At 70.4% G+C, this 18938-nt stretch carries 20 protein-coding genes; 12 read left to right on the plus strand and 8 right to left on the minus strand.

Going from position 1 to position 18938, the window contains the following annotated elements:
- Positions 1 to 130 precede the first annotated feature (130 nt).
- From ACUKCB_RS07670 to ACUKCB_RS07685, 4 genes are all read left to right on the plus strand, one after another.
- Positions 131 to 1570, plus strand: a complete 1440-nt coding sequence (locus ACUKCB_RS07670) for a flavin monoamine oxidase family protein (protein WP_473039791.1) — start codon at positions 131 to 133, stop codon at positions 1568 to 1570.
- 126 nt (positions 1571 to 1696) lie between these two features.
- On the plus strand, positions 1697 to 3229 hold the full coding sequence (locus ACUKCB_RS07675) for an APC family permease (RefSeq protein ID WP_473039792.1): 1533 nt from the start codon (positions 1697 to 1699) through the stop codon (positions 3227 to 3229).
- 76 nt (positions 3230 to 3305) lie between these two features.
- Positions 3306 to 4382, plus strand: coding sequence for an agmatine deiminase family protein (locus ACUKCB_RS07680; protein ID WP_473039793.1), 1077 nt, complete (start codon positions 3306 to 3308; stop codon positions 4380 to 4382).
- Entirely contained in the window at positions 4382 to 6106 is a 1725-nt protein-coding gene (locus ACUKCB_RS07685; protein ID WP_473039794.1) for an amidase, read from the plus strand. Before ACUKCB_RS07680 ends, ACUKCB_RS07685 begins: the two co-directional genes overlap by 1 nt.
- Positions 6107 to 6332: 226 nt before the next feature.
- Here the strand turns inward: ACUKCB_RS07685 and ACUKCB_RS07690 are convergent, their stop codons facing one another.
- Positions 6333 to 6656 carry a hypothetical protein gene (locus ACUKCB_RS07690; protein WP_473039795.1) on the minus strand — a complete coding sequence of 108 codons (324 nt, stop codon included), beginning with the start codon at positions 6654 to 6656 and terminating at the stop codon, positions 6333 to 6335.
- 102 nt (positions 6657 to 6758) lie between these two features.
- Positions 6759 to 7226, minus strand: a complete 468-nt coding sequence (locus ACUKCB_RS07695; protein ID WP_473039796.1) for an ATP-binding protein — start codon at positions 7224 to 7226, stop codon at positions 6759 to 6761.
- Positions 7227 to 7426: 200 nt separating this feature from the next.
- Between ACUKCB_RS07695 and ACUKCB_RS07700 the strand changes: the two genes are divergently transcribed.
- The 4 genes from ACUKCB_RS07700 to ACUKCB_RS07715 all read left to right on the plus strand — a co-directional run bounded on the left by ACUKCB_RS07700 (position 7427) and on the right by ACUKCB_RS07715 (position 10061).
- Entirely contained in the window at positions 7427 to 8245 is an 819-nt protein-coding gene (locus ACUKCB_RS07700; RefSeq protein ID WP_473039797.1) for a helix-turn-helix domain-containing protein, read from the plus strand.
- The gene (locus tag ACUKCB_RS07705; RefSeq protein WP_473039798.1) at positions 8242 to 8421 is read left to right on the plus strand and encodes a DUF397 domain-containing protein; all 180 of its coding nucleotides are present in this window, start codon (positions 8242 to 8244) and stop codon (positions 8419 to 8421) included. Before ACUKCB_RS07700 ends, ACUKCB_RS07705 begins: the two co-directional genes overlap by 4 nt.
- A 412-nt stretch (positions 8422 to 8833) precedes the next feature.
- Complete coding sequence (locus ACUKCB_RS07710; RefSeq protein ID WP_473039799.1) at positions 8834 to 9460, plus strand: TetR/AcrR family transcriptional regulator; 627 nt, start codon at positions 8834 to 8836, stop codon at positions 9458 to 9460.
- Positions 9453 to 10061, plus strand: coding sequence for a GNAT family N-acetyltransferase (locus tag ACUKCB_RS07715; protein WP_473039800.1), 609 nt, complete (start codon positions 9453 to 9455; stop codon positions 10059 to 10061). The genes ACUKCB_RS07710 and ACUKCB_RS07715 overlap by 8 nt, the downstream gene beginning before the upstream one ends.
- Positions 10062 to 10414: 353 nt before the next feature.
- On the opposite strand, the gene ACUKCB_RS07720 is transcribed toward ACUKCB_RS07715, so the two are convergent.
- The 5 genes from ACUKCB_RS07720 to ACUKCB_RS07740 form a co-directional block, all read right to left on the minus strand.
- Positions 10415 to 11293 (minus strand): VOC family protein, encoded by an 879-nt coding sequence (locus ACUKCB_RS07720; protein ID WP_473039801.1) that lies wholly within the window; start codon positions 11291 to 11293, stop codon positions 10415 to 10417.
- Positions 11294 to 11409: 116 nt separating this feature from the next.
- Complete coding sequence (locus tag ACUKCB_RS07725; protein ID WP_473039802.1) at positions 11410 to 12642, minus strand: MFS transporter; 1233 nt, start codon at positions 12640 to 12642, stop codon at positions 11410 to 11412.
- A gap of 164 nt (positions 12643 to 12806) precedes the next feature.
- Positions 12807 to 13289: a hypothetical protein gene (locus tag ACUKCB_RS07730; RefSeq protein WP_473039803.1), complete on the minus strand. Its 483-nt coding sequence runs from the start codon at positions 13287 to 13289 to the stop codon at positions 12807 to 12809.
- A 76-nt stretch (positions 13290 to 13365) separates the two neighbouring features.
- Positions 13366 to 13899, minus strand: coding sequence for an NUDIX hydrolase (locus tag ACUKCB_RS07735; protein ID WP_473039804.1), 534 nt, complete (start codon positions 13897 to 13899; stop codon positions 13366 to 13368).
- Between the two features lie 137 nt (positions 13900 to 14036).
- Entirely contained in the window at positions 14037 to 14453 is a 417-nt protein-coding gene (locus ACUKCB_RS07740) for a GNAT family N-acetyltransferase (protein ID WP_473039805.1), read from the minus strand.
- Between the two features lie 219 nt (positions 14454 to 14672).
- Here ACUKCB_RS07740 and ACUKCB_RS07745 point away from each other — a divergent pair, with 219 nt between their 5' ends.
- From ACUKCB_RS07745 to ACUKCB_RS07760, 4 genes are all read left to right on the plus strand, one after another.
- Positions 14673 to 15029 (plus strand): DUF3817 domain-containing protein, encoded by a 357-nt coding sequence (locus ACUKCB_RS07745; RefSeq protein WP_473039806.1) that lies wholly within the window; start codon positions 14673 to 14675, stop codon positions 15027 to 15029.
- A 107-nt stretch (positions 15030 to 15136) separates the two neighbouring features.
- Positions 15137 to 16027 carry a LysR substrate-binding domain-containing protein gene (locus ACUKCB_RS07750; protein ID WP_473039807.1) on the plus strand — a complete coding sequence of 297 codons (891 nt, stop codon included), beginning with the start codon at positions 15137 to 15139 and terminating at the stop codon, positions 16025 to 16027.
- Between the two features lie 109 nt (positions 16028 to 16136).
- Positions 16137 to 17222: an S-(hydroxymethyl)mycothiol dehydrogenase gene (locus ACUKCB_RS07755; protein ID WP_473039808.1), complete on the plus strand. Its 1086-nt coding sequence runs from the start codon at positions 16137 to 16139 to the stop codon at positions 17220 to 17222.
- Positions 17219 to 17833, plus strand: a complete 615-nt coding sequence (locus ACUKCB_RS07760; protein WP_473039809.1) for an MBL fold metallo-hydrolase — start codon at positions 17219 to 17221, stop codon at positions 17831 to 17833. The genes ACUKCB_RS07755 and ACUKCB_RS07760 overlap by 4 nt, the downstream gene beginning before the upstream one ends.
- Positions 17834 to 17946: 113 nt before the next feature.
- On the opposite strand, the gene ACUKCB_RS07765 is transcribed toward ACUKCB_RS07760, so the two are convergent.
- Entirely contained in the window at positions 17947 to 18684 is a 738-nt protein-coding gene (locus tag ACUKCB_RS07765) for a DUF4352 domain-containing protein (RefSeq protein ID WP_473039810.1), read from the minus strand.
- Positions 18685 to 18938: the final 254 nt, after the last annotated feature.

Genomic DNA, 18938 nt, shown 5'->3' on the forward strand with positions numbered 1-18938 from the left:
GCGGTGGTGGGCCTTCAGCCCGCTGACCGGCCCGTATGTCATCCCCGAGTGGAGAGTGAGCTACTTGACATCGGGGACGCCTTACCCGTTAATGAATGAAGTTCATTTTGATGTTCGAAGGAGCACACCCATGAGTGGCACACACGTCATCGGCAGCGACGAGATCCTCGACCGCGATGTCGTGATCGTGGGCGCCGGCCCGGCCGGGCTGATGGCCGCACGCACCCTGCAGGCCGCCGGCCGCTCCGTCGCGGTCCTGGAGGCCCGCGACCGCGTGGGCGGCCGCACCTGGTCCCGTGAGATCGACGGCGCCTTCCTGGAGATCGGCGGCCAGTGGGTCTCACCCGACCAGACCGAGCTGCTCGGGCTCCTCGACGAACTGGGCATGAGCACCTTCCCGCGGCACCGCGAGGGGGCCAACGTCTACCTCGCCGCGGACGGCTCCCGGCACGAGTACACCGGGGACATGTTCCCCGCCGGGGAGAGGACCGAGGCGGAGATGGAGCGCGTCATCGCCGCCCTGGACAAGCTCGTCGCCGAGATCGGCGCCGAACGCCCCTGGGACCACCCGCGCGCACGTGAACTGGACACCCTCTCGTTCACCGAGTGGCTGCGCCGCCAGACCGACGACGAGGCCGCCCGGGAGAACATCGGCATCTTCATGGCCGGGGGCATGCTGACCAAGCCCGCCCACGCCTTCTCGGTGCTGCAGGCCGTCCTGATGGCCGCCTCGGCCGGGTCCTTCTCCAACCTCGTGGACGAGGACTTCATCCTCGACCGCCGCGTCGTCGGAGGCATGCAGTCGGTCTCCGAGACGATGGCCGACGCCCTTCAGGAGGGCACGGTCTTCCTCCGGAGCCCGGTCAGGACCATCCGCTGGAGCGAGGACGAGGCCTCCTCCCACGGCGCGGAGCACACCGGCCCCGCCATCGTCCGGTCCGACCGCGTGACCGTGCGGGCCCGCCACGTGGTCGCGGCGGTGCCGCCCAACCTCTACTCGCGCATCTCCTTCGAGCCTCCGCTCCCCTGGTTGCAGCAGCAGATGCACCAGCACACCTCGATGGGCCTGGTCATCAAGGTCCACGCGGTCTACGAAACCCCGTTCTGGCGGGACAGGGGCCTGTCCGGCACCGGTTTCGGCGCCAAGGAGCTGTGCCAGGAGGTCTACGACAACACCAACCACGGGGACACCCGCGGAACCCTGGTCGCCTTCGTCTCCGACGAGCTCGCCGACGGCCTCCTGCGCAGGTCCGCCCAGGAGCGCCGCGACGCGATCCTGCGCTCCCTGGCGAACTACCTCGGTGAGGAGGCACTCGACCCGCTCGTCTACTTCGAGTCGGACTTCGCCTCCGAGGAGTGGACCCGCGGCGCGTACGCGGCCAGCTACGACCTCGGCGGTCTGCACCGCTACGGGGCCGACCAGCGCAGTCCCGTGGGCCCCGTCCACTGGGCCTGCTCGGACCTGGCGGCCGAGGGCTACCAGCACGTCGACGGCGCGCTGCGCCAGGGTCGGCGTGCGGCCGAGGAGATCCTCGGTGCCTCCCCCGGCTCGCAGGCACCGCTCGGGTGACCCAGTCCCGAGGGATCGGCGCCGCGGCGCACGAACCCCATCCCCTGGTGGGCCCGCAGGCCCACCGGTTCCCGCGGCGCCGTCCCCTCGGCGCCGACACCCACCCGGCGACCACAGGAAGAACCCATGACCCACACCACCGGACAGCCGGCAGAGGCCGGCACCGACACCCCGAACAACTGGAAGGGCCTCAGCAAGGGAGCGATCGGACTCCTGGGAGGCCTGGTCATCGGCGTCTCCACCATCGCCCCGGCCTACACCCTCTCGGGCGCCCTGGGCCCGACGGCCTCCGCCGTCGGTGAGCACCTGCCCGCGATCCTGCTGGTCGGCTTCGTCCCGATGCTGCTGGTGGCGATCGGCTACCGCCAGCTCAACAAGGCGATGCCCGACTCCGGCACCACCTTCACCTGGGCCTCCCGGGCCTTCGGCCCCTGGGTCGGCTGGATGGCCAGCTGGTGCCTGCTGGCCGCGACCATCCTGGTGCTGTCCAACCTCGCGGGGATCGCCGTCGACTTCTTCTACCTGGCGATCGCGCAGCTGACCGGCCAGGGGCAGATCGCCGAACTGACCCGCAACGTGCCGGTCAACATCCTGACCTGCCTGGCCTTCATGGCCGCAGCCGCCTGGATCTCCTACCGGGGACTGGAGGCCACCAAGACCTTCCAGTACATCCTGGTCACGTTCCAGCTCGTGGTGCTGGTGTGGTTCTCGATCGCCGCGTTCGTCCAGGTCAACGCCGGTTCGGCCTTTGACGCCACCCCCGTGCGGCTGGAGTGGTTCAACCCCTTCGGCGTCGACTCCTTCTCCGCCTTCGCCGCCGGTGTGGCCCTGTCGGTCTTCATCTACTGGGGCTGGGACGTGGTCGTGACGATGAACGAGGAGAGCCGCGGCGCGACGACGACCCCGGGCAAGGCCGCCATCGCCACCATCCTGGTGGTCGTCGCGCTCTACACCGCGGTGTCGGTGGCCACCCTCTCCTTCGCGGGTGTCTCCACCGGTGAGTTCGGCCTGGGCAACCCCGGCATCCAGGAGAACGTCTTCGCGGCGCTGGCCGGCCCGGTGATGGGCCCCTTCGCCGTCCTGATGTCCCTGGCGGTGCTGTCCTCCTCGGCCTCCTCGCTGCAGTCCACGATGATCTCGCCGGCGCGCACCATGCTCGCGATGGGCCACTACGGGGCGCTCTCGCCGAAGTACGCCCGGGTCAGCCCGGTGCACCGGACCCCCGGCTACGCGACCGTCGTGTCGGTGGTCATCGCCTCGGTCTTCTACGCGGTCATGCGGGTGCTCTCCGAGAACGTCCTGTGGGACACCATCACCACGCTGGGCATGATGGTCTGCTTCTACTACGGCGTGACCGCCCTCGCCTGCGCCTGGTACTTCCGGCGCGAGGCCACCGCGTCGTTGGGCGGCCTGTTCACCAAGCTGGTGGCACCGCTGATCGGCGGGCTCCTGCTGCTCGTCTTCTTCTTCCAGACCGCCTGGGACTCCATGGACCCCGCCTACGGCTCCGGGTCGCAGATCGGCGGGATCGGGCTGGTGTTCGTCCTGGGGGTCGCCATCTTCGTCCTCGGGGGCGCGGCCATGGTCGTGCAGTACCTGCGCAGCCCCGAGTTCTTCCGACGCCGGTTCGTGACCACGGAGTACCCCACGCAGGGCTGACACCCCGGGGCCGGGCCCACTGTGGGCCCGGCCCCGCCCCGGGTCCCGTGACCCCTGTTCCCTGACAAGGATTGGCATGTTCGCTCACAGTTCCGCCGACGAGCCCCCCACCACGGTGATGCCACCGGAGTGGGCGCCGCACGAACGCACCTGGATGGCCTTCCCGCCCGCCAACGACACCTTCGGACCGCACGGGAGCCCGACCCTGGAGCGTGCCCGTACGGCGTGGACGGCGGTGGCCCGCACCATCGCACGCCACGAACCCGTGACGGTGGCGGTCTCCCCCGAGGACGCCGAGACGGCCGCGGCACTGCTCGGACTCGGGGTCGAAACGGTGGTGATGCCCCTGGACGACGCCTGGATGCGCGACATCGGGCTCACCTTCGTGCACGGTCGCGACGGGAGCGTCCGGGGCGTGGACTGGGTCTTCAACGGCTGGGGCGCCCAGGGGTGGGCGGCCTGGGAGTCGGACCGGCTCGTGGGCGGCCGGATGGCCGAGCTGGCCGGGGTCCCCCGGATCCCGAGCAGCCTGGTCAACGAGGGCGGCGGGTTCCACGTCGACGCCTGCGGCACGGTCCTGCTGACCGAGACCGTGCAGCTGGACCCGGACCGCAACCCGGGGCTGGACAGGGCGGACGTGGAGGCGCGGATCCACGCGAGGCTGGGCACCAGCCACGCCGTCTGGCTGCCCCGCGGGCTCTGGCGCGACTACGACGAGTTCGGCACCCGCGGGCACGTCGACATCGTGGCCAGCTTCACCGAGTCCGGCACCGTGCTGTTGCACCGTCAGGACGACCCCCGCCACCCGGACCACGAGATCACCCGGTCCCTGCGCCGGGTCCTGGAGAACGCTACGGACGCCGACGGCAACCCGCTGCGCATCGTCGACGTGCCCGCCCCCGAAACCCTCACCGACGAGGACGGGGAGTTCGTCGACTGGTCCTACATCAACCACTACGTCGCCAACGGGGTCGTGGTGCTGTGCGCCTTCGACGACCCGCGGGACGAGGAGGCCGCGCGCATCCTGGCCGAGGCCTACCCGGGCCGCCGGATCGAGCAGGTCGACGCCCGCGACATCTTCCGTTTCGGCGGCGGCGTCCACTGCATCACCCAGCAGCAGCCGACCCCGTGTGAGCAGGAGAGGACACACTGATGGAGCTCTACGACGTCGTCGAGGCCACGATCCCGCAGCTGCGCGAGGACCTGGAGCGGGGCCGCGTGAGCAGTGAGACGCTGGTGCGCAACTACCTGGCGCGGATCGAGGCCTACGACCGGAGCGGGATCGCGCTCAACGCCGTGGTGGTGGCGAACCCCGACGCCCTCGCCGAGGCCCGGGCCTCCGACGAGCGCCGGGCGCGCGGTCGGGTCCTGGGGCCGCTGGACGGGATCCCCTACACCGCCAAGGACAGCTACCAGGCGCGCGGGCTGACGGTCGCGGGCGGATCCCCGGCCTTCGAGCACCTGGTGGCCCAGCGCGACTCGTTCACGGTGCAGCGGCTGCGTGAGAACGGGGCCGTGCTGATCGGGCTGACCAACATGCCGCCGATGGCCAACGGCGGCATGCAGCGCGGTGTGTACGGGCGCGCCGAGAGCCCCTACAACGGGGACTACCTGACCTCGGCCTTCGCCTCGGGTTCCTCCAACGGCTCGGGCACGGCCACCGCCGCCAGCTTCGCCGCCTTCGGGCTGGCCGAGGAGACCTGGTCGTCCGGGCGCGCGCCCGCCTCCAACAACGCGCTCTGCGCCTACACCCCGTCCTGGGGGGTCGTCTCCATCCGGGGGAACTGGCCGCTGGTGCCCACCATGGACGTGGTGGTGCCGCACACCCGCACCATGACCGACATGCTGGAGCTGCTGGAGGTGCTCGTCGCCGACGACACCGAGACGCGCGGGGACTTCTGGCGCTGCCAGCCCTGGGTCGAGGTCCCGGCGGCCTCCCGGGTGCGGCCCGGGTCCTTCACCGACCTGGGTGTGGCCGACGCGGACGCGGGGCGGCGGGCCCTGGACGGGCTCAGGATCGGTGCCCCGAGGCTCTACACCGGCCGGGACCCCGAGGCGGGGACCTCGGAGAACCCCGGTATCGGCGGTCCCACCGGGCAGCCGGTGGCCACCCGGCCGAGCGTGCTGCGGCTGTGGGAGGAGGCCCGGGCCGACCTGGAGGCCTCCGGTGTCCGCGTCCGGGAGACGGACCTGCCGGTGGTGACCAACTACGAGGGCGACCGGCCGGGCGCCCCCACCATCAGGACGCGGGGGCTGGTCAGCCGGGAGTACCTGGACCGTGAGCTGCTGGACCTGTCCGCCTGGTCCTGGCAGGACTTCCTGCGCGCCAACGGCGACCCGGAGCTGAACGACCTGGGACAGGTCGACGGCGCCCGCATCTTCCCGCACGAGCCGGGCACCCTTCCGGACCGCTACGACGGGTTCGACGACGACATCGCCGCCTATCCGGAGTTCGTGCGCCGCACGGGGGTCCCCTCCTCCCTCACCGAGATCCCGCACCTGGAGGAGGGGGTCCGGGGCCTGGAGCGCACGCGCCGGATCGACTTCGAGGACTGGCTGGACGAGCTGAGGCTGGACGCGATCGCCTTCCCGGCGGTGGCCGACGTCGCCCCGGCAGACGCCGACGTGAACCCCGAGTCCGCCGACGTCGCCTGGCGCAACGGGGTGTGGGTCGCCAACGGGAACCTCGTCTGGCGGCACCTGGGCATCCCCACGGTGACGGTGCCGATGGGCACGATGCCCGACACCGGTATGCCGGTGGGGCTGACCTTCGCCGGACGCGCCTACGACGACGCACGGCTGCTGAGGATCGCGGCGGCCTTCGAGGCGACCGGGCAGCGCCGTCAGGAACCGCCCCGGACCCCGCGCCTGTCCTGAGGGGCCGGGGTCCTGGGGGGTCGGGGCGGGCGGAGGGTTCGGGGTGATCTGAGGACCGCGCTGGCCTGAGCGCCGGGGAGGGCGTCTGTTTCGACCGCGCCGGGGGCAGGGCCCTCGGCGCGGCCTCGGCGTGCCCGCCTCGGTGGCGCGTAGATGTTCACGGGCGGGCCCGTCGGAGCAGAAAGGTGTGGAGCCGTTCGGGTTCCTCCGGCGGGGAGCGGCGGGGCTACCACTCCGGGCAGGGGTCCAGCAGTACGAGCAGGCTCCCGGAGTCGGCGGCCTCGGTCAGGCCCCGGGCGTCGGCGACCCAGTAGGACTGGGTGCTCTCACCGAACCAGATGAGCCGGTGCGGGTTGCGGGCCTGCAGAGCGGCGGCACGCAGGTGTTCGCGGGCGAACTCGCGGCGGTGGCCGCCCAGGAGGGGCAGGTGACGGGCGCGCAGGAGGCGACAGGTCCGGTGGGCGCAGGTGTCGCAGGCCGGTCCGGACTGGGCGGATTCACGAAGCGAAACCCGTGCGGCGCCCCGGGGTTCGGGGATAGGGTTCGTCATTGATCCTGCTTTCTTCTTGTTTTGGGATGTTGGATTTCGGGATCGGGGCTCGGAAAGCGTTGCAGCGCTTTCCGGGCCCGTTCTGGTTCTCGGGAAATGGTCTCACCAGTCGGTGAGATCCAGAACGACCTGAACGGTCAGTTCGCGAATACGGTGCCCGTCCCAGGACCAGGAGAAGTCCCAGTACACGGAAAGCCGCTCAACGAGGGCCAGACCGCACCCGTCTGCCTGCCTCTCCAACCGGGGGTAGTCGATACCTGACCCGTGCAGAGGGCCGTTGTCGGTGACGTAGAGGTGCGGCAGGAGAGGCCGGGCCCGGTCCAGCACGACACGGACGGTGCCGCCGGGACTCCCGGAACGGCTGTGCCGGTGGGCGTTGTCGACCAGGGCACGGGCGACCTGGATCAGCGGGCGGGCGTTCCCGGGCAGGACACTGCGGCACCAGCCGATCAGGGGTGCGTACTCGCGGGTGTGACCCAGGAGGATGCCGTGCTGGTGGGGGCTGTCGAGCCGGAGCCGTCGGGGGTAGGGCCGCTCTGGCACCGCCTGTCGTGCGGGGATATCCTGCATTCTTCTCGCCTCGGGGTTTCGGGGTGGGCCACAGCCCCGGTGCGTCCGCCTTCGACTTCGACCCCGGGGCTTTTAGCTGCGAGGAGCAGCCCTTTCCCCGGAAACACTGCCCTGGGTCCCGTCCCCTGGTCTATGCTTATCGGCAAGCTCGGTAGAGGTTCCATAAGCAGCGATAACTTCAGATATTCGACCGGAGTTCCGTGGTGAAGAGCAACGATGGCCAGGTATCGCTGACCCGGTTCGGCAAGCTCGTGAAGAAACTTCGGCTACAGGCCACCATGACCCAGCAAGAACTCGCCGTTGCCTCCACCGTCGGTCAGAGCACGATCAGCGATGTCGAACGGGGGAAGAAACGGACGCAGCGGGACTATGTGGTCCGGTTGGACTCCGCTCTTACCGCGCACGGTGTGCTGATCAGTGCATGGGACGCGGCATTCTCCGAGGCAGGTACGAGCGCCTACTTCCGAGAGGTCGCCGAAGCCGAGCAGACTGCGGTGGAGATCAGGGAATTCGCTCTGGGGCTGATCCCGGGCCTGCTCCAGGTCGAGGGGTATGTTCGTGCGATCAGCCTGCTGGCTCGACCCCAAGCTGCCCCCGAGCACATCGAGAAGACCGTTGCTGCCCGCCGAATGCGGCAGGAGCTCCTTTCTCGGAAGCACCCGCCAGCGCTAACGGTGCTGTTGGACGAATCAGCCCTCATGCGCCGTTTTCAGGCCCCGGAGGTGATGACTGCACAGATCAACCACCTCATCACCCAGTCCTGGAAGCCACGGTTGAGGATCCAGATCGTTCCGCTGCAGGCTGAGGGCCATGCCGGACTGGGTGGGGCGTTTACCCTGATCGAAGTACCTGATTCGGGCACCTTCGTATACGTGGAGAGCCAGGAGACCGGGTTCGTGCTGAGGCAGCCCGAGGTTGTGACAAGCTACGACCGGACTTTCGCAGAACTGAGGAGCGCTGCGCTGCCGGTTCCCGAGTCCCGCACCAAACTGGAAGAGATTCGAGGCGACCTCTCATGATGACCGAAGACTGGCACAAGTCGTCGTACAGCAACGGCACGGGTGGGAACTGCGTGGAGGCGCGAGCCGACGTTCACGGAGCCGCCGTGCGCGACACTCAGAACCGTGACCTCGGACATCTCGGTTTCACAGCCGTTGAGTGGTCCGCTCTCGTGGGTACGGTCGCGACGAAGTAGCGCCACGCGAAACCGGTCCCTTGCCAGAGCTGTTGGCGAGGGACCGGCGGCGTTTCAGGCTGCTGGGCGAGACCTTGTCTGTTCGATCCCGAGCGAACTCACAGGCCCCCGGTTCCTCCCGCGTGCGCGGGGCTCACGAGCGAGGCGCCCAGGAGACCGCCCGGTTCATCGGTCCATCCCCGCGTGCGCGGGGCTCACAGTTAATGACCTGCGACAACACAAGCCGTTATCTCCCCGCAACAAAGATACGAGCTGGCTCGTGCCCAGTCATCATGACACGACCCGGACGAGTTCCGAGAAGCCCAGAACCACCGGCATCCGCAGCCTGGGACGAACTCAACTCTCTTGCCATCCACGCAACCCCAGGTACAATGAACACATGTTCATTCAAAAAATGAGAGGCTGACGGCCGATGCCACGGACTCCGGAACAGCACGAGGCGATGCGTGCCGCCACCCGGGAGCGGGTGCGCTCGGCGGCGGTGCGGCTGTTCGCACGCCACGGATACGCGGCGGTGAACATGCGCCAGATCGCGGCGGAGGCCGGTATCAGCACCGGATCGATCTACCGCCACTTCGCCACCAAGGAGGAACTCTTCGGCGACCTGGTCACGGCGGCGGCTGCCGGTCTGCGGGCGACAGCCGAACGGTTCCGTGACTCGGACACCCCCGTGGAGTCACTGCGGGAGTTCACCGGGGAGTTCCTGGCAGACCTGCGGGGCGAGGGGGACTTCGTCGACTTCTTCCTGCTCATGCACCAGGCGTTCACCCAGGGGGGCAGCGCAGGACCGGAAGCCCCGCCCGCCGTCCGCGAACTGGTCGAACGGAACACGGAACTGCTCAGGGCGACCGTGCGGCTGATCGGCCTCGGCCAGGAACAGGGGACCCTGCGCCCCGGACCGCCCGAGGAACTGGCGACCTGCTTCTTCGCTGTGTTCGACGGTCTGGTGACGATGCGCTCCGCGCTGGGCGAGGAGGGCACCGTACCGACCGCGTCCACCGTGATGGGGCTTCTGCTCGAGGAGGGCGGCGATGTCTGAGGAGACGGTGATGATCGAGGTCCGGCGCGGCGACGAACTGGGCGAGGAACACCGGCACGGGATCGCGGAGGTGTTCGTCGACGGGTTCGGCGAGGACCTGGCCTACTTCGCGAAGGACCCGGAGCGGCTCGTCACGGCCATCGAGCACATGCTGGTGCTGGAACGGTTCCACGTGGCCCTGATCGACGGGCGGCCGGCGGCACTGGCCAGCCTCACCGAAGGCAGCCAGGAGGCCATCGACCACGACGCCCGGACTCTGCGCGAACACCTCGGTCCGGTCAGGGGGACCATCGCGGACCGGGTGTTCCGCAAGCACTTCCAGGGAAACGGCCCCGCTCCGCAGGCGGGCCGGGCCGAGATCGGCTTCGTCGCCAGCTCCCGGCGGTTCCGCGGCCGGGGTGCTGCGAAGGCCGTACTGAACCACATCCTCGCCCTCCCCGGGTACGACGAGTACACGTTGGAGGACATCAAGGACGACAACGAGGCCGCGCTCGGTCTCTACCAGCGCCTCGGGTTCCGGGAGTACAGGCGCCGCCGAGTCAACCACACCAGGTGGAGCGGCTTCCACGCCTACGTGTCGATGAAGCTCATCCAGGGCTGAGCGGACGCTCCACCACCGCTTCCGGGCCCCTCCCCTGGTACCGGTTGGAGACTCTCAGCCGCTCCGCAGGGTCGCTGTGCGAGTGCTGGGGCCGGGGAGCTGCCTCCGGCTCCAGTCTGCGCAGCGGCAACACCAGCGGCAAGGGGGAAACCACGGCTGTGCACAACCCACCGCCCAGCCTTCGGACGCCTCCCGCACGGAGGCGCGAAGGACGGGCGGCACTGTCGTACCGGAGTTTCGGGCCCGGTCGGAGGGCGGGCACAGCCACCCCGTCCAGCGAGGGGACCCCTCGTGCTCCGGTGCTCACCGGCGCCGAAGCACCGGTGCGAAACCTCTCGGGTTCGGACCCGGTCTCACTCCGCAGGGCGGTGGAACTCGTTGACCGCGATGGCCGCACCCCTCGGGTCCTGGAAGGCGCCGTAACGCAGGCCGCCCAGGTCGGCGAGGGGGGTGACGACGGTTCCGCCGAGCTGCGCGACCCGGCTCAGGACCGATTCGGCGTCCGAGACGGTGAACTCCACGGACCACTGCGGCACGGTGTCCGCGAGGGCCTCGTAGGGGACCACCGACAACCAGCCGACCGCGTCCATGAACCCCTCGGGTGCGCCGGTCGCGGCGTGCCGGTCCCGGAGCCCCGGGTCCTGCTTCTCCCGGAAGTCGCCGTACCCCGGAAGGTACAGCATCGTGGCCTCCTCGGCCCCTCCCATGGTCACCCGCTGGATCTTCCAGCCGAAGACCTCACCGTAGAAGGCCTCCGCGGCCTCCGGGTCGGAGGTGACCAGGTTGCTGAAGTTCCAGGTCCCCGGCATGTTCACCAGGTGGGCGCCGCCGCTTCCCCGGGCCTCCCAGAGCCCGAACCGGGCCCCCGCCGAGTCGGCGCAGACCGCCACGCGGGCGACACCCTCGACGTCGTCAGGTCCGCGCAGGACGCTGCCGCCCGCCGCGACCACCCGTTCGGCGGTCTCGTCCGCGCTGTCCACCCGCACGTAGGTGGTCCACACGGGTGCGTCCACGGGTTCGGCGAGCAACGAGCCCTGTCCGGCGACGTCGCCTTCGCGGTCGGGGAGGTGCGCCACGAAGTAGGGTTTCGGAGCCCCCTCGGGTGTGCGGTCCTCGAACCGCCATCCGAGCACGTCCCCGAAGAACGCGGTCGCGAGTTCGTCCCCGGGTTCGGAGAGCTCCACCCAGCAGGGAACCCCGGCCGGATACCGGGCCTGTTCGAGCTCGGCCATCACTCCCCCTCTCATCGTCGCTCGGTGTCCCCCGAACCCTTCCCCGAACCCGGCGCCTGAATCCGGCTCCGCCTTCCGGAACCCGCGTCCGAGTGGGTCCGATCAGGTCGGATGTCTCACACCGCCCGGCTCCGCTCCAGGCGGAGCCGGGCCCGGATCCGCGGCACGAACCACAGCGCGGCAGCCGACGCCAGCAGGCAGTACGCGCCGAGGGCGGCGACCTGGGCCGGGTACCCCACCCCCGCGTCGATGAGGAGACCGGCGGCCCCGGGACCCGCGGCCGAGGCCAGAACCAGCACCACCACGATGTTCGACCGGATCGCTCCGAGGTGGGCGACCCCGTACACCTCCGGCCACACGGCGCCGATCAGGCTGAGGGACAGGCCGTTCGTGACCCCGTAGAGGGCCATGAACACCAGGATGCTCCACGGACCCTCGGCGACCGCCAGGACGAGCAGCCCCAGCCCCAGGGGAATCAGGAAGCAGGGCACGAGCCGGAGCCCGGTGACCCGGTCGACGAGGACGCCGCCCGCCAGGTTGGCCGCGACGGTCACCGCCGCGTACACGGAGAAGGCCGAGGCGGACAGTGCGGGTGGCCAGCCCCGCAGCTCGGCCAGGTGCGCCTGGTGGAAGAACACCGTGTTGCCGATGAGCGCCGGAGCCGCCATCGCGGTGAGCAGCAGGAAGAAGTAGGGGTCCCGCAGGGTCTGGTTCCTGGTCCAGCTGCGGGCCGGGGCCGTCGGCCGGTCACCGGCGGCCCGGGGCGGAGTGCGTTCCCTGCGCACGAGAACGGACATCGGCCAGGCGAGCAGTACGAGCGCACCGGCCACGAGCCACCAGGCCTCCCGCCAGCCGACGGCGGCCAGCACCGCCACGACGGCGAGCGGGAACAGGGCCTCCGCCGTGTTCAGCCCCAGGGTGGCCACCGAGGTGGCACGGCCGCGTTCCCGGTCGAACCACCGCCCGGCCAGGGTGAACGAGGTGTGCGAGAGCATCCCCTGACCGAACAGGCGCAGGAGGAACAGGGCCAGCAGGAGGACCCACACGTTGGTGGCGAGCGCCAGGGCCACTGCTCCCGCGGCCAGCATCAGCATGAGCGCGGGCACGACCCGTCCGGCGGGGTGGCGGTCCACGACCTTGCCGAGTTGGGCCAGTGCCAGGGCGCCCGCCAGGGTCGCAGCCGTGAACAGGGACCCGAACTGCCCGTGCGACAGGCCCAGGGACTCCCGGATGTCGGCGGAGAAGAGGGAGACGAAGAAGGTGTGCCCGAAGGAGCAGAACAGGAAGAGCGCGAAACAGCCCAGCAGCCAGCGCCGGTCGGCTCTCAGGAAGGACAGGTATCCACGCACGACAGCCCGTATCCGTTCCGTATCCGGTGATCCCCGTACGCCGGGGGCAGGAGGACCTTATCCGTATCCGCCGGAACAGGGGCGTTTCATGTCACGACCGGAACGACCCCGGGCCGACCGGAACAGGTCCGGAGGGGCGAGGGCCGCCGGACTCCCCGCCCCGGCTACTCCCGGCGGGCCCCTGCGGGCCAGATGACGTCGACGGGCACCCCGCGCTCCCGGGCGGCCCCGACGGCGTCACCGGTCCCGCCCCGGCCGCCCGCGGGCCTGCCGTCCCACACGGCGAACAGGCGGTCGATCCCGCCCAGGACCGCCTCGTTGGCGTCGGTGTAGGCGGCCCTGTCCGCGGTCCGGTGCGGCATGTACCGCACCAGGGTCGAACGCATGAGCAGGGTGTCGAACCGTTCGAGGTTGTCGGGCTTGACCTTGGCCTCCCGGTAGTCGACGGAGGGCAGGACCACTTCGAGCCCGCCGCCCGCCCGGAGCACGGCCTCGGCGAAGAGCTGGTCGGCCCCGCGCGCCAGGCAGGAGACGCCGACGAGACCGTCACCCGCATGGGAGGCGAGTGCCTCGGCCAGGGCCGCGCGTACCAGCGGCACGCTGTCCGGGGTGAGGTTCGAGTGACCGGTGATACCGATGCGGGTCACGCCGGCTCCTTGGCTCGGTTGTTCGACAGCAGGGCAGGCGGGCCCTCGCCCCGGTTCCGGTCACTGTTGCGGGCGCTCATCCCGGGCGGCCCGTCCCGTACAGGTACAGCAGGGCCGTCATCGATGTGCCGTTGACCAGCCTGCGCTCCCCGACCAGCTTCGGGACCTCCGTGAGGGGCACCCACTCGACGCGTTCGGCCTCCCAGTCATCGGCCGGGTCGCCGACGTGTTCGGCGGACTCCGCGAGGAAGACATGGTGCTCGGAGTCGCTGATCCCCGCGCTCGGCTGCACGTACACCAGCGGTCGCAGCGGACCCGGACGCCACCCCGTCTCCTCCTCCACCTCGCGTGCCGCAGCAGCCTCGGGCGTCTCACCCTCCTCGACGGCACCCATGGGGATCTCGTAGGCCCAGGTGTCGGTGATGAACCGGTGCCGCCACTCCAGCAGGACCTCGTCGTGACGGTTCACGACCACCGCCCCGGCTCCGGGCGCGGAGCGGATCAGCCGGTGTTCCAGGCGGCGTCCACCGCTGATCTCCACGTCAGCGACCCGGATGTCCAACCACCGGTCGGTGTAGAGGGAGGTTTCGGAGTGAACGGTCCAGCGCACGGAGAACTCCCGGCCTTCGGTGACAGTGCCGCCACAAGGCAACCACACCCCGGTCCGGACACGCCCCTGACCGCTGCCTAGTACTCCGCGGTCAGCAGGGCGAGGCCGTGGGGCCGGGGTCCGGACGCGGGGCGGCCTCACCGCAGCCGGAGCAGGCCCGCCCGGGTGGGACCGAACCCGCAGGCCCGCCGGTAGAACCCTTCGAGGTGCGGCTCGTAGTCGACGTGCAGCCACTCCACGCCCGACCCGCGCAGGTCCTCGGTCAGGGCCGCGACGACGCGCCCGCCGACACCGCGGCGCCCCATGTCCGGGGCCACCGCCGTGTCCAGCAGGAACGCGTGCTTGCCGCCGTCCCACACGGCGTGGACGAAGCCCACGAGCCTCCCGCCGACGAAGGCCCCGGCCCAGGATCGGCTGTGCCTGGCGAGCCTCTCGGACCAGGGGGTCAGCTCGAACTCGTGGTCGAACGCCTCGGCGTGCAGGCGGGACAGTTCCTCGTCGTCGACGGGGAACCGGACGCGGATCTCCTCGGCTCCTGGTGGCTCCTCAGGCATACGGAGACGCTACTACCCGCCCGCCGTCCTCCTCGTGGTGCAAGCTCTCCCGTGGTGCACGGTGGTACCGCGCGGGCTCAGGACACCTGGCCGGTCGCCCTTCCCTTCGGCGGGCACGGCCCCGGAGGCGGGCCCCGGAAAGGGTGGCCTAACCTGGACACGGCCCGGAGGTCTCCCGGGACCTCCCCTGAACAGCGACGACAAGCCCGAGGAACCGCGTTGAGCATCACATCCCTGACCGCCCGGACCTTCCGCGTGGTGGCCGTCTTCGAGGCCTTCACCTGGGCCGGACTGCTCGTCGGCATGTACTTCAAGTACCTCGGCAGCGGCAGCGAGCTGGGCGTGCAGGTCTTCGGACCGCTGCACGGCGGAGCGTTCATGGTGTACGTACTGGTGAGCCTGGTCGCCGCCTACCAGTTCCGCTGGGGGGTGTGGCCGACCCTGGTCGCGCTGGCCGCCTCCATCCCTCCCCTGGGCACCCTGCCCGCCGACTGGTGGCTGCACCGGACCGGGCGCCTGACCCCTGCGGCCGAGCGCATCCGCAAGGCTGCCGAGGAAACCGAAAGGGTCGCCTGAACACGGTCCCGTCAGTTCTCCCAGGCACCGGGCCCGCCGCCGAAGCCTGCCCCGGACGGGTCCGTTCGCCGGTCCGGGACCGCGCCCGACCCCTTAGGCTGCGCGATGTGGAGCTACGACATCTGAGACACTTCGTCGCGGTCTGCGAGGAGGAGCACTTCACCCGGGCCGCCGAGTACCTCGGCATCACCCAGTCCGGCCTGTCCGCGTCGATCCGCGCCCTGGAACGGGACCTCGACGCGCAACTGCTGCTGCGCACCACCCGCCGGGTCACCCCGACCCCGACCGGGCGGCTTCTCCTGGCCGAGGCCCAGCGCATCCTGGCCGCGACCGACGGCCTGCGGGAGCTGGTCACCGACGACCACGGGGTGCGCGGCGCCCTGTCCCTGGGCACCGAACAGTGCATGGGCGTGGTGGAGGCCGCGCCCCTTCTGCACTGGTACCGGGAGCGCCACCCCAACGTGGCGATCAACCTCCAGCAGGCCGCCACCGGGCAGCTGCTCGACCTGGTGGGCACGGGCAGGCTCGACGCCGCCCTGGTGGCCGGGCCGCTCGACGCGGTCGGGGGTGTGCGGCTGCTGCGGATCACCGAAGAGCCGCTGATGCTGCTGACCGCCGCCGACCACCCGGTGGGCGGGGAAGCCCTCCCCGAGGCGCTGGGCGAAGAGGAGTACGTGGACCTGCACCCGGGGTGGGGCGCCCGGGACTGCGCCGACCGGGCGTTCGCCGACTTCGGGATCGCCCGGCGGGTGGCCCTGCAGGTCAACGACGTGTACACGCTGCTGGACCTGGTGCACCGGCGGATGGGGGTGGCGGTGGTCCCCCGCCCGGTGACCCACAAACCCCAGGCCGAGGGGCTCAGGAGCACCGCCCTCCCCGGACGGACGCGGTGGCGGGTGGCTCTGGCTCTGCCCGGCTCCGCGCGCCCCTCCGCGGCCACCCGCGCCTTCCTGCAACTGCTCGGTGAGAAGCATCCGATTGATGACTCCCATTTGTGAGTCCCACACTTTCCACATGTTGGACACGCGTACCGGCGGTGCGGCAGGGTGACCTGAGGCGGTGCCCTCCGGCACCGCCCACCGGCCACGAGGTTCAGGGAGAACTCGCATGTCCCAACAGGTCCAGGGTGTGATCTCACGCGCGAAGGGCGCACCGGTCGAACTGACCACCATCGTCATTCCCGACCCCGGTCCGGGCGAGGCGGTCGTCCGGATCCAGGCGTGCGGGGTCTGCCACACCGACCTGCACTACCGCGAGGGCGGGATCAACGACGAGTACCCCTTCCTGCTCGGCCACGAGGCCGCGGGCGTGGTGGAGACCGTCGGTGCCGGTGTCACCAGCGTCGAGCCCGGCGACTACGTCATCCTCAACTGGCGTGCCGTGTGCGGGCAGTGCCGCGCCTGCCGCCGGGGACGGCCGCAGTACTGCTTCGACACGCACAACGCCGAGCAGAAGATGACCCTGGAGGACGGCACCGAGCTCTCCCCCGCCCTGGGGATCGGCGCGTTCGCGGAGAAGACGCTGGTCGCCGCCGGCCAGTGCACCAAGGTCGACCCGGCCGCCTCCCCCGCCGCGGCGGGCCTGTTGGGCTGCGGGATCATGGCCGGGATCGGGGCCGCCGTCAACACCGGCGAAGTGGGTCGCGGCGACTCGGTGGCGGTCATCGGCTGCGGCGGTGTGGGCAGCGCGGCCGTGGCCGGGGCCCGCCTGGCCGGGGCCGACCGGATCATCGCCGTGGACCTGGAGGACCGCAAGCTGGAGTGGGCGCGCGGGTTCGGCGCCACCCACACCGTCAACGCCGGTCAGATCGACCCGGTCGAGGCGATCCGCGAACTCACCGGCGGGTTCGGGGCGGACGTGGTGATCGACGCCGTCGGCGTCCCCAAGACCTACGAGCAGGCGTTCTACGCCCGCGACCTGGCGGGCACCGTGGTGCTGGTGGGCGTGCCCACCCCCGAGATGCGGCTGGAACTGCCGCTGCTGGACGTGTTCGGCCGGGGCGGTGCGCTGAAGTCCTCCTGGTACGGCGACTGCCTGCCCTCCCGCGACTTCCCCATGCTCATCGACCTCTACACCCAGGGCAGGCTGGACCTGGACGGATTCGTCACCGAGGAGATCGGTATCGGTGACATCGAGGAGGCCTTCGCCCGCATGGAGCGGGGCGATGTACTGCGATCGGTGGTGCGACTGTGAGTGACGCGCGAGTGGAACACCTGACCACGTCCGGGGTCTTCACCCTGGACGGCGGTTCCTGGGACGTGGACAACAACGTCTGGCTGGTGGGGGACGACGAGGAGGTCGTCGTGATCGACGCCCCGCACGACGCCGGGGCGATCACCGCCGCGGTGGACGGGCGGCGGGTCGTGGCGGTGCTGTGCACACACGGCCACAACGACCACGTCAACGCCGCCCCCGCGGTGGCCGACGCGACGGGGGCGCCGATCCTGCTGCACCCCGAGGACCGGGTGCTGTGGGACATGACCCACCCGGACCGGGCCCCGGACGGCGACCTGGCCGACGGTCAGAGCGTGCGGGTCGGGGGCACGGAGCTGACGGTGCTGCACACCCCGGGCCACGCGCCGGGGGCGGTGTGCGTGTACGCGCCCGAACTGGGTGTGCTGTTCAGCGGTGACACCCTGTTCCAGGGCGGTCCGGGCGCGACGGGCAGGTCGTACTCGGACTTCCCGACCATCGTGGACTCGATCCGCCGGAAGCTGCTGACGCTGCCCGCGGACACGGTGGTCAACACCGGGCACGGCGACTCCACGACCATCGGCGCGGAGGCCCCGAACATCCAGGAGTAGCCCGAGCGGGAGCGTGGACCCGGGTGCCGGATCCACGTGAACGGGCGGTGCGGGGGGCAGCCCCCCGCACCGCCCGTTCACGGTTTGCCGTACGGTGTCCGGATCCTCGGCGTTCAGTCGAGCCTGATCTCGAGCGGCGCTTCCATGCTCCAGATGTCACTCACCTCCAGCGCCACCGCCTCGGTCCCTTCGGGGACGTCGAAGGCGGCCCTGCCCGTGGCCTGGTTCCCCGGGTTGATCTGTTCCAGGAAGAACGAGTCGGCTTCCAGGGTGGTGCTCGCGGAGTGGCTGTTCCCGTCGGCGTCGATCAGGGAGAGCGCGCTGCTGTCGAAGGTGGTGGCCTCGCTGCCCCCGTTCTCCACCGTCAGGTCGACGATGACGAACTCGCCCTGGGCCTGCTTCTCGGTGAACTCACCGCCGAACGTACCGGCGGTCTCCGTGCTGTTCACCGTGACCATCCAGTCACCCACCTCACCGGTGTCACCGACACCGACGGTCTCCTCGCCTTCGGCGGCTTCCTCGGAGCCTTCCTCTCCCGCTCCGTAGATGCTCTCCTCGCCACCCGAAGTGGTCTCGGCCTCCTGACCGCCTCCGGCGGTACACGCGAACATCCCCAGGACGATCACGGCGGCGGCCAGCAGGATCCACGGCCACTTCCTCCTCTTCTTCGGCGGGGCCGCCTGCGGAGGCCAGTACTGCGGCGGCGGACCGTACTGCTGCGGGCCACCATGCAGCGGCGGTCCGTACTGCTGGGGACCGTACTGTGGTGGCCCGTACTGCGGCGGCCCCTGCTGCTGTGGCCCGTGCTGCTGCGGATCGTTCTGCGACGGTCCGCCCTGCATGCTGCTCATGGCGCACAACTCCCTAGACAATCTCAGCGGAGGGCAAAACATCCCCCTTCCAGGGTCACGCACCTCCCCGGGAAAACAGGAAAAGCAAAGGACATATTTGCTTTCGGATGGAACAATTTGACAGCAAATTCACTGACCCAGTAACCAGGCCACGGCAACCTTTTTCGTATTCCCCGGACGGCGTCTCCGTCTCACCGTGGCCGAACGGGGTACGAGCCTGGCGAGCAGAGACGTCAGGGGACTGTCGGCACCGG

It is taken from the genome of Nocardiopsis moroccensis (assembly GCF_055763695.1).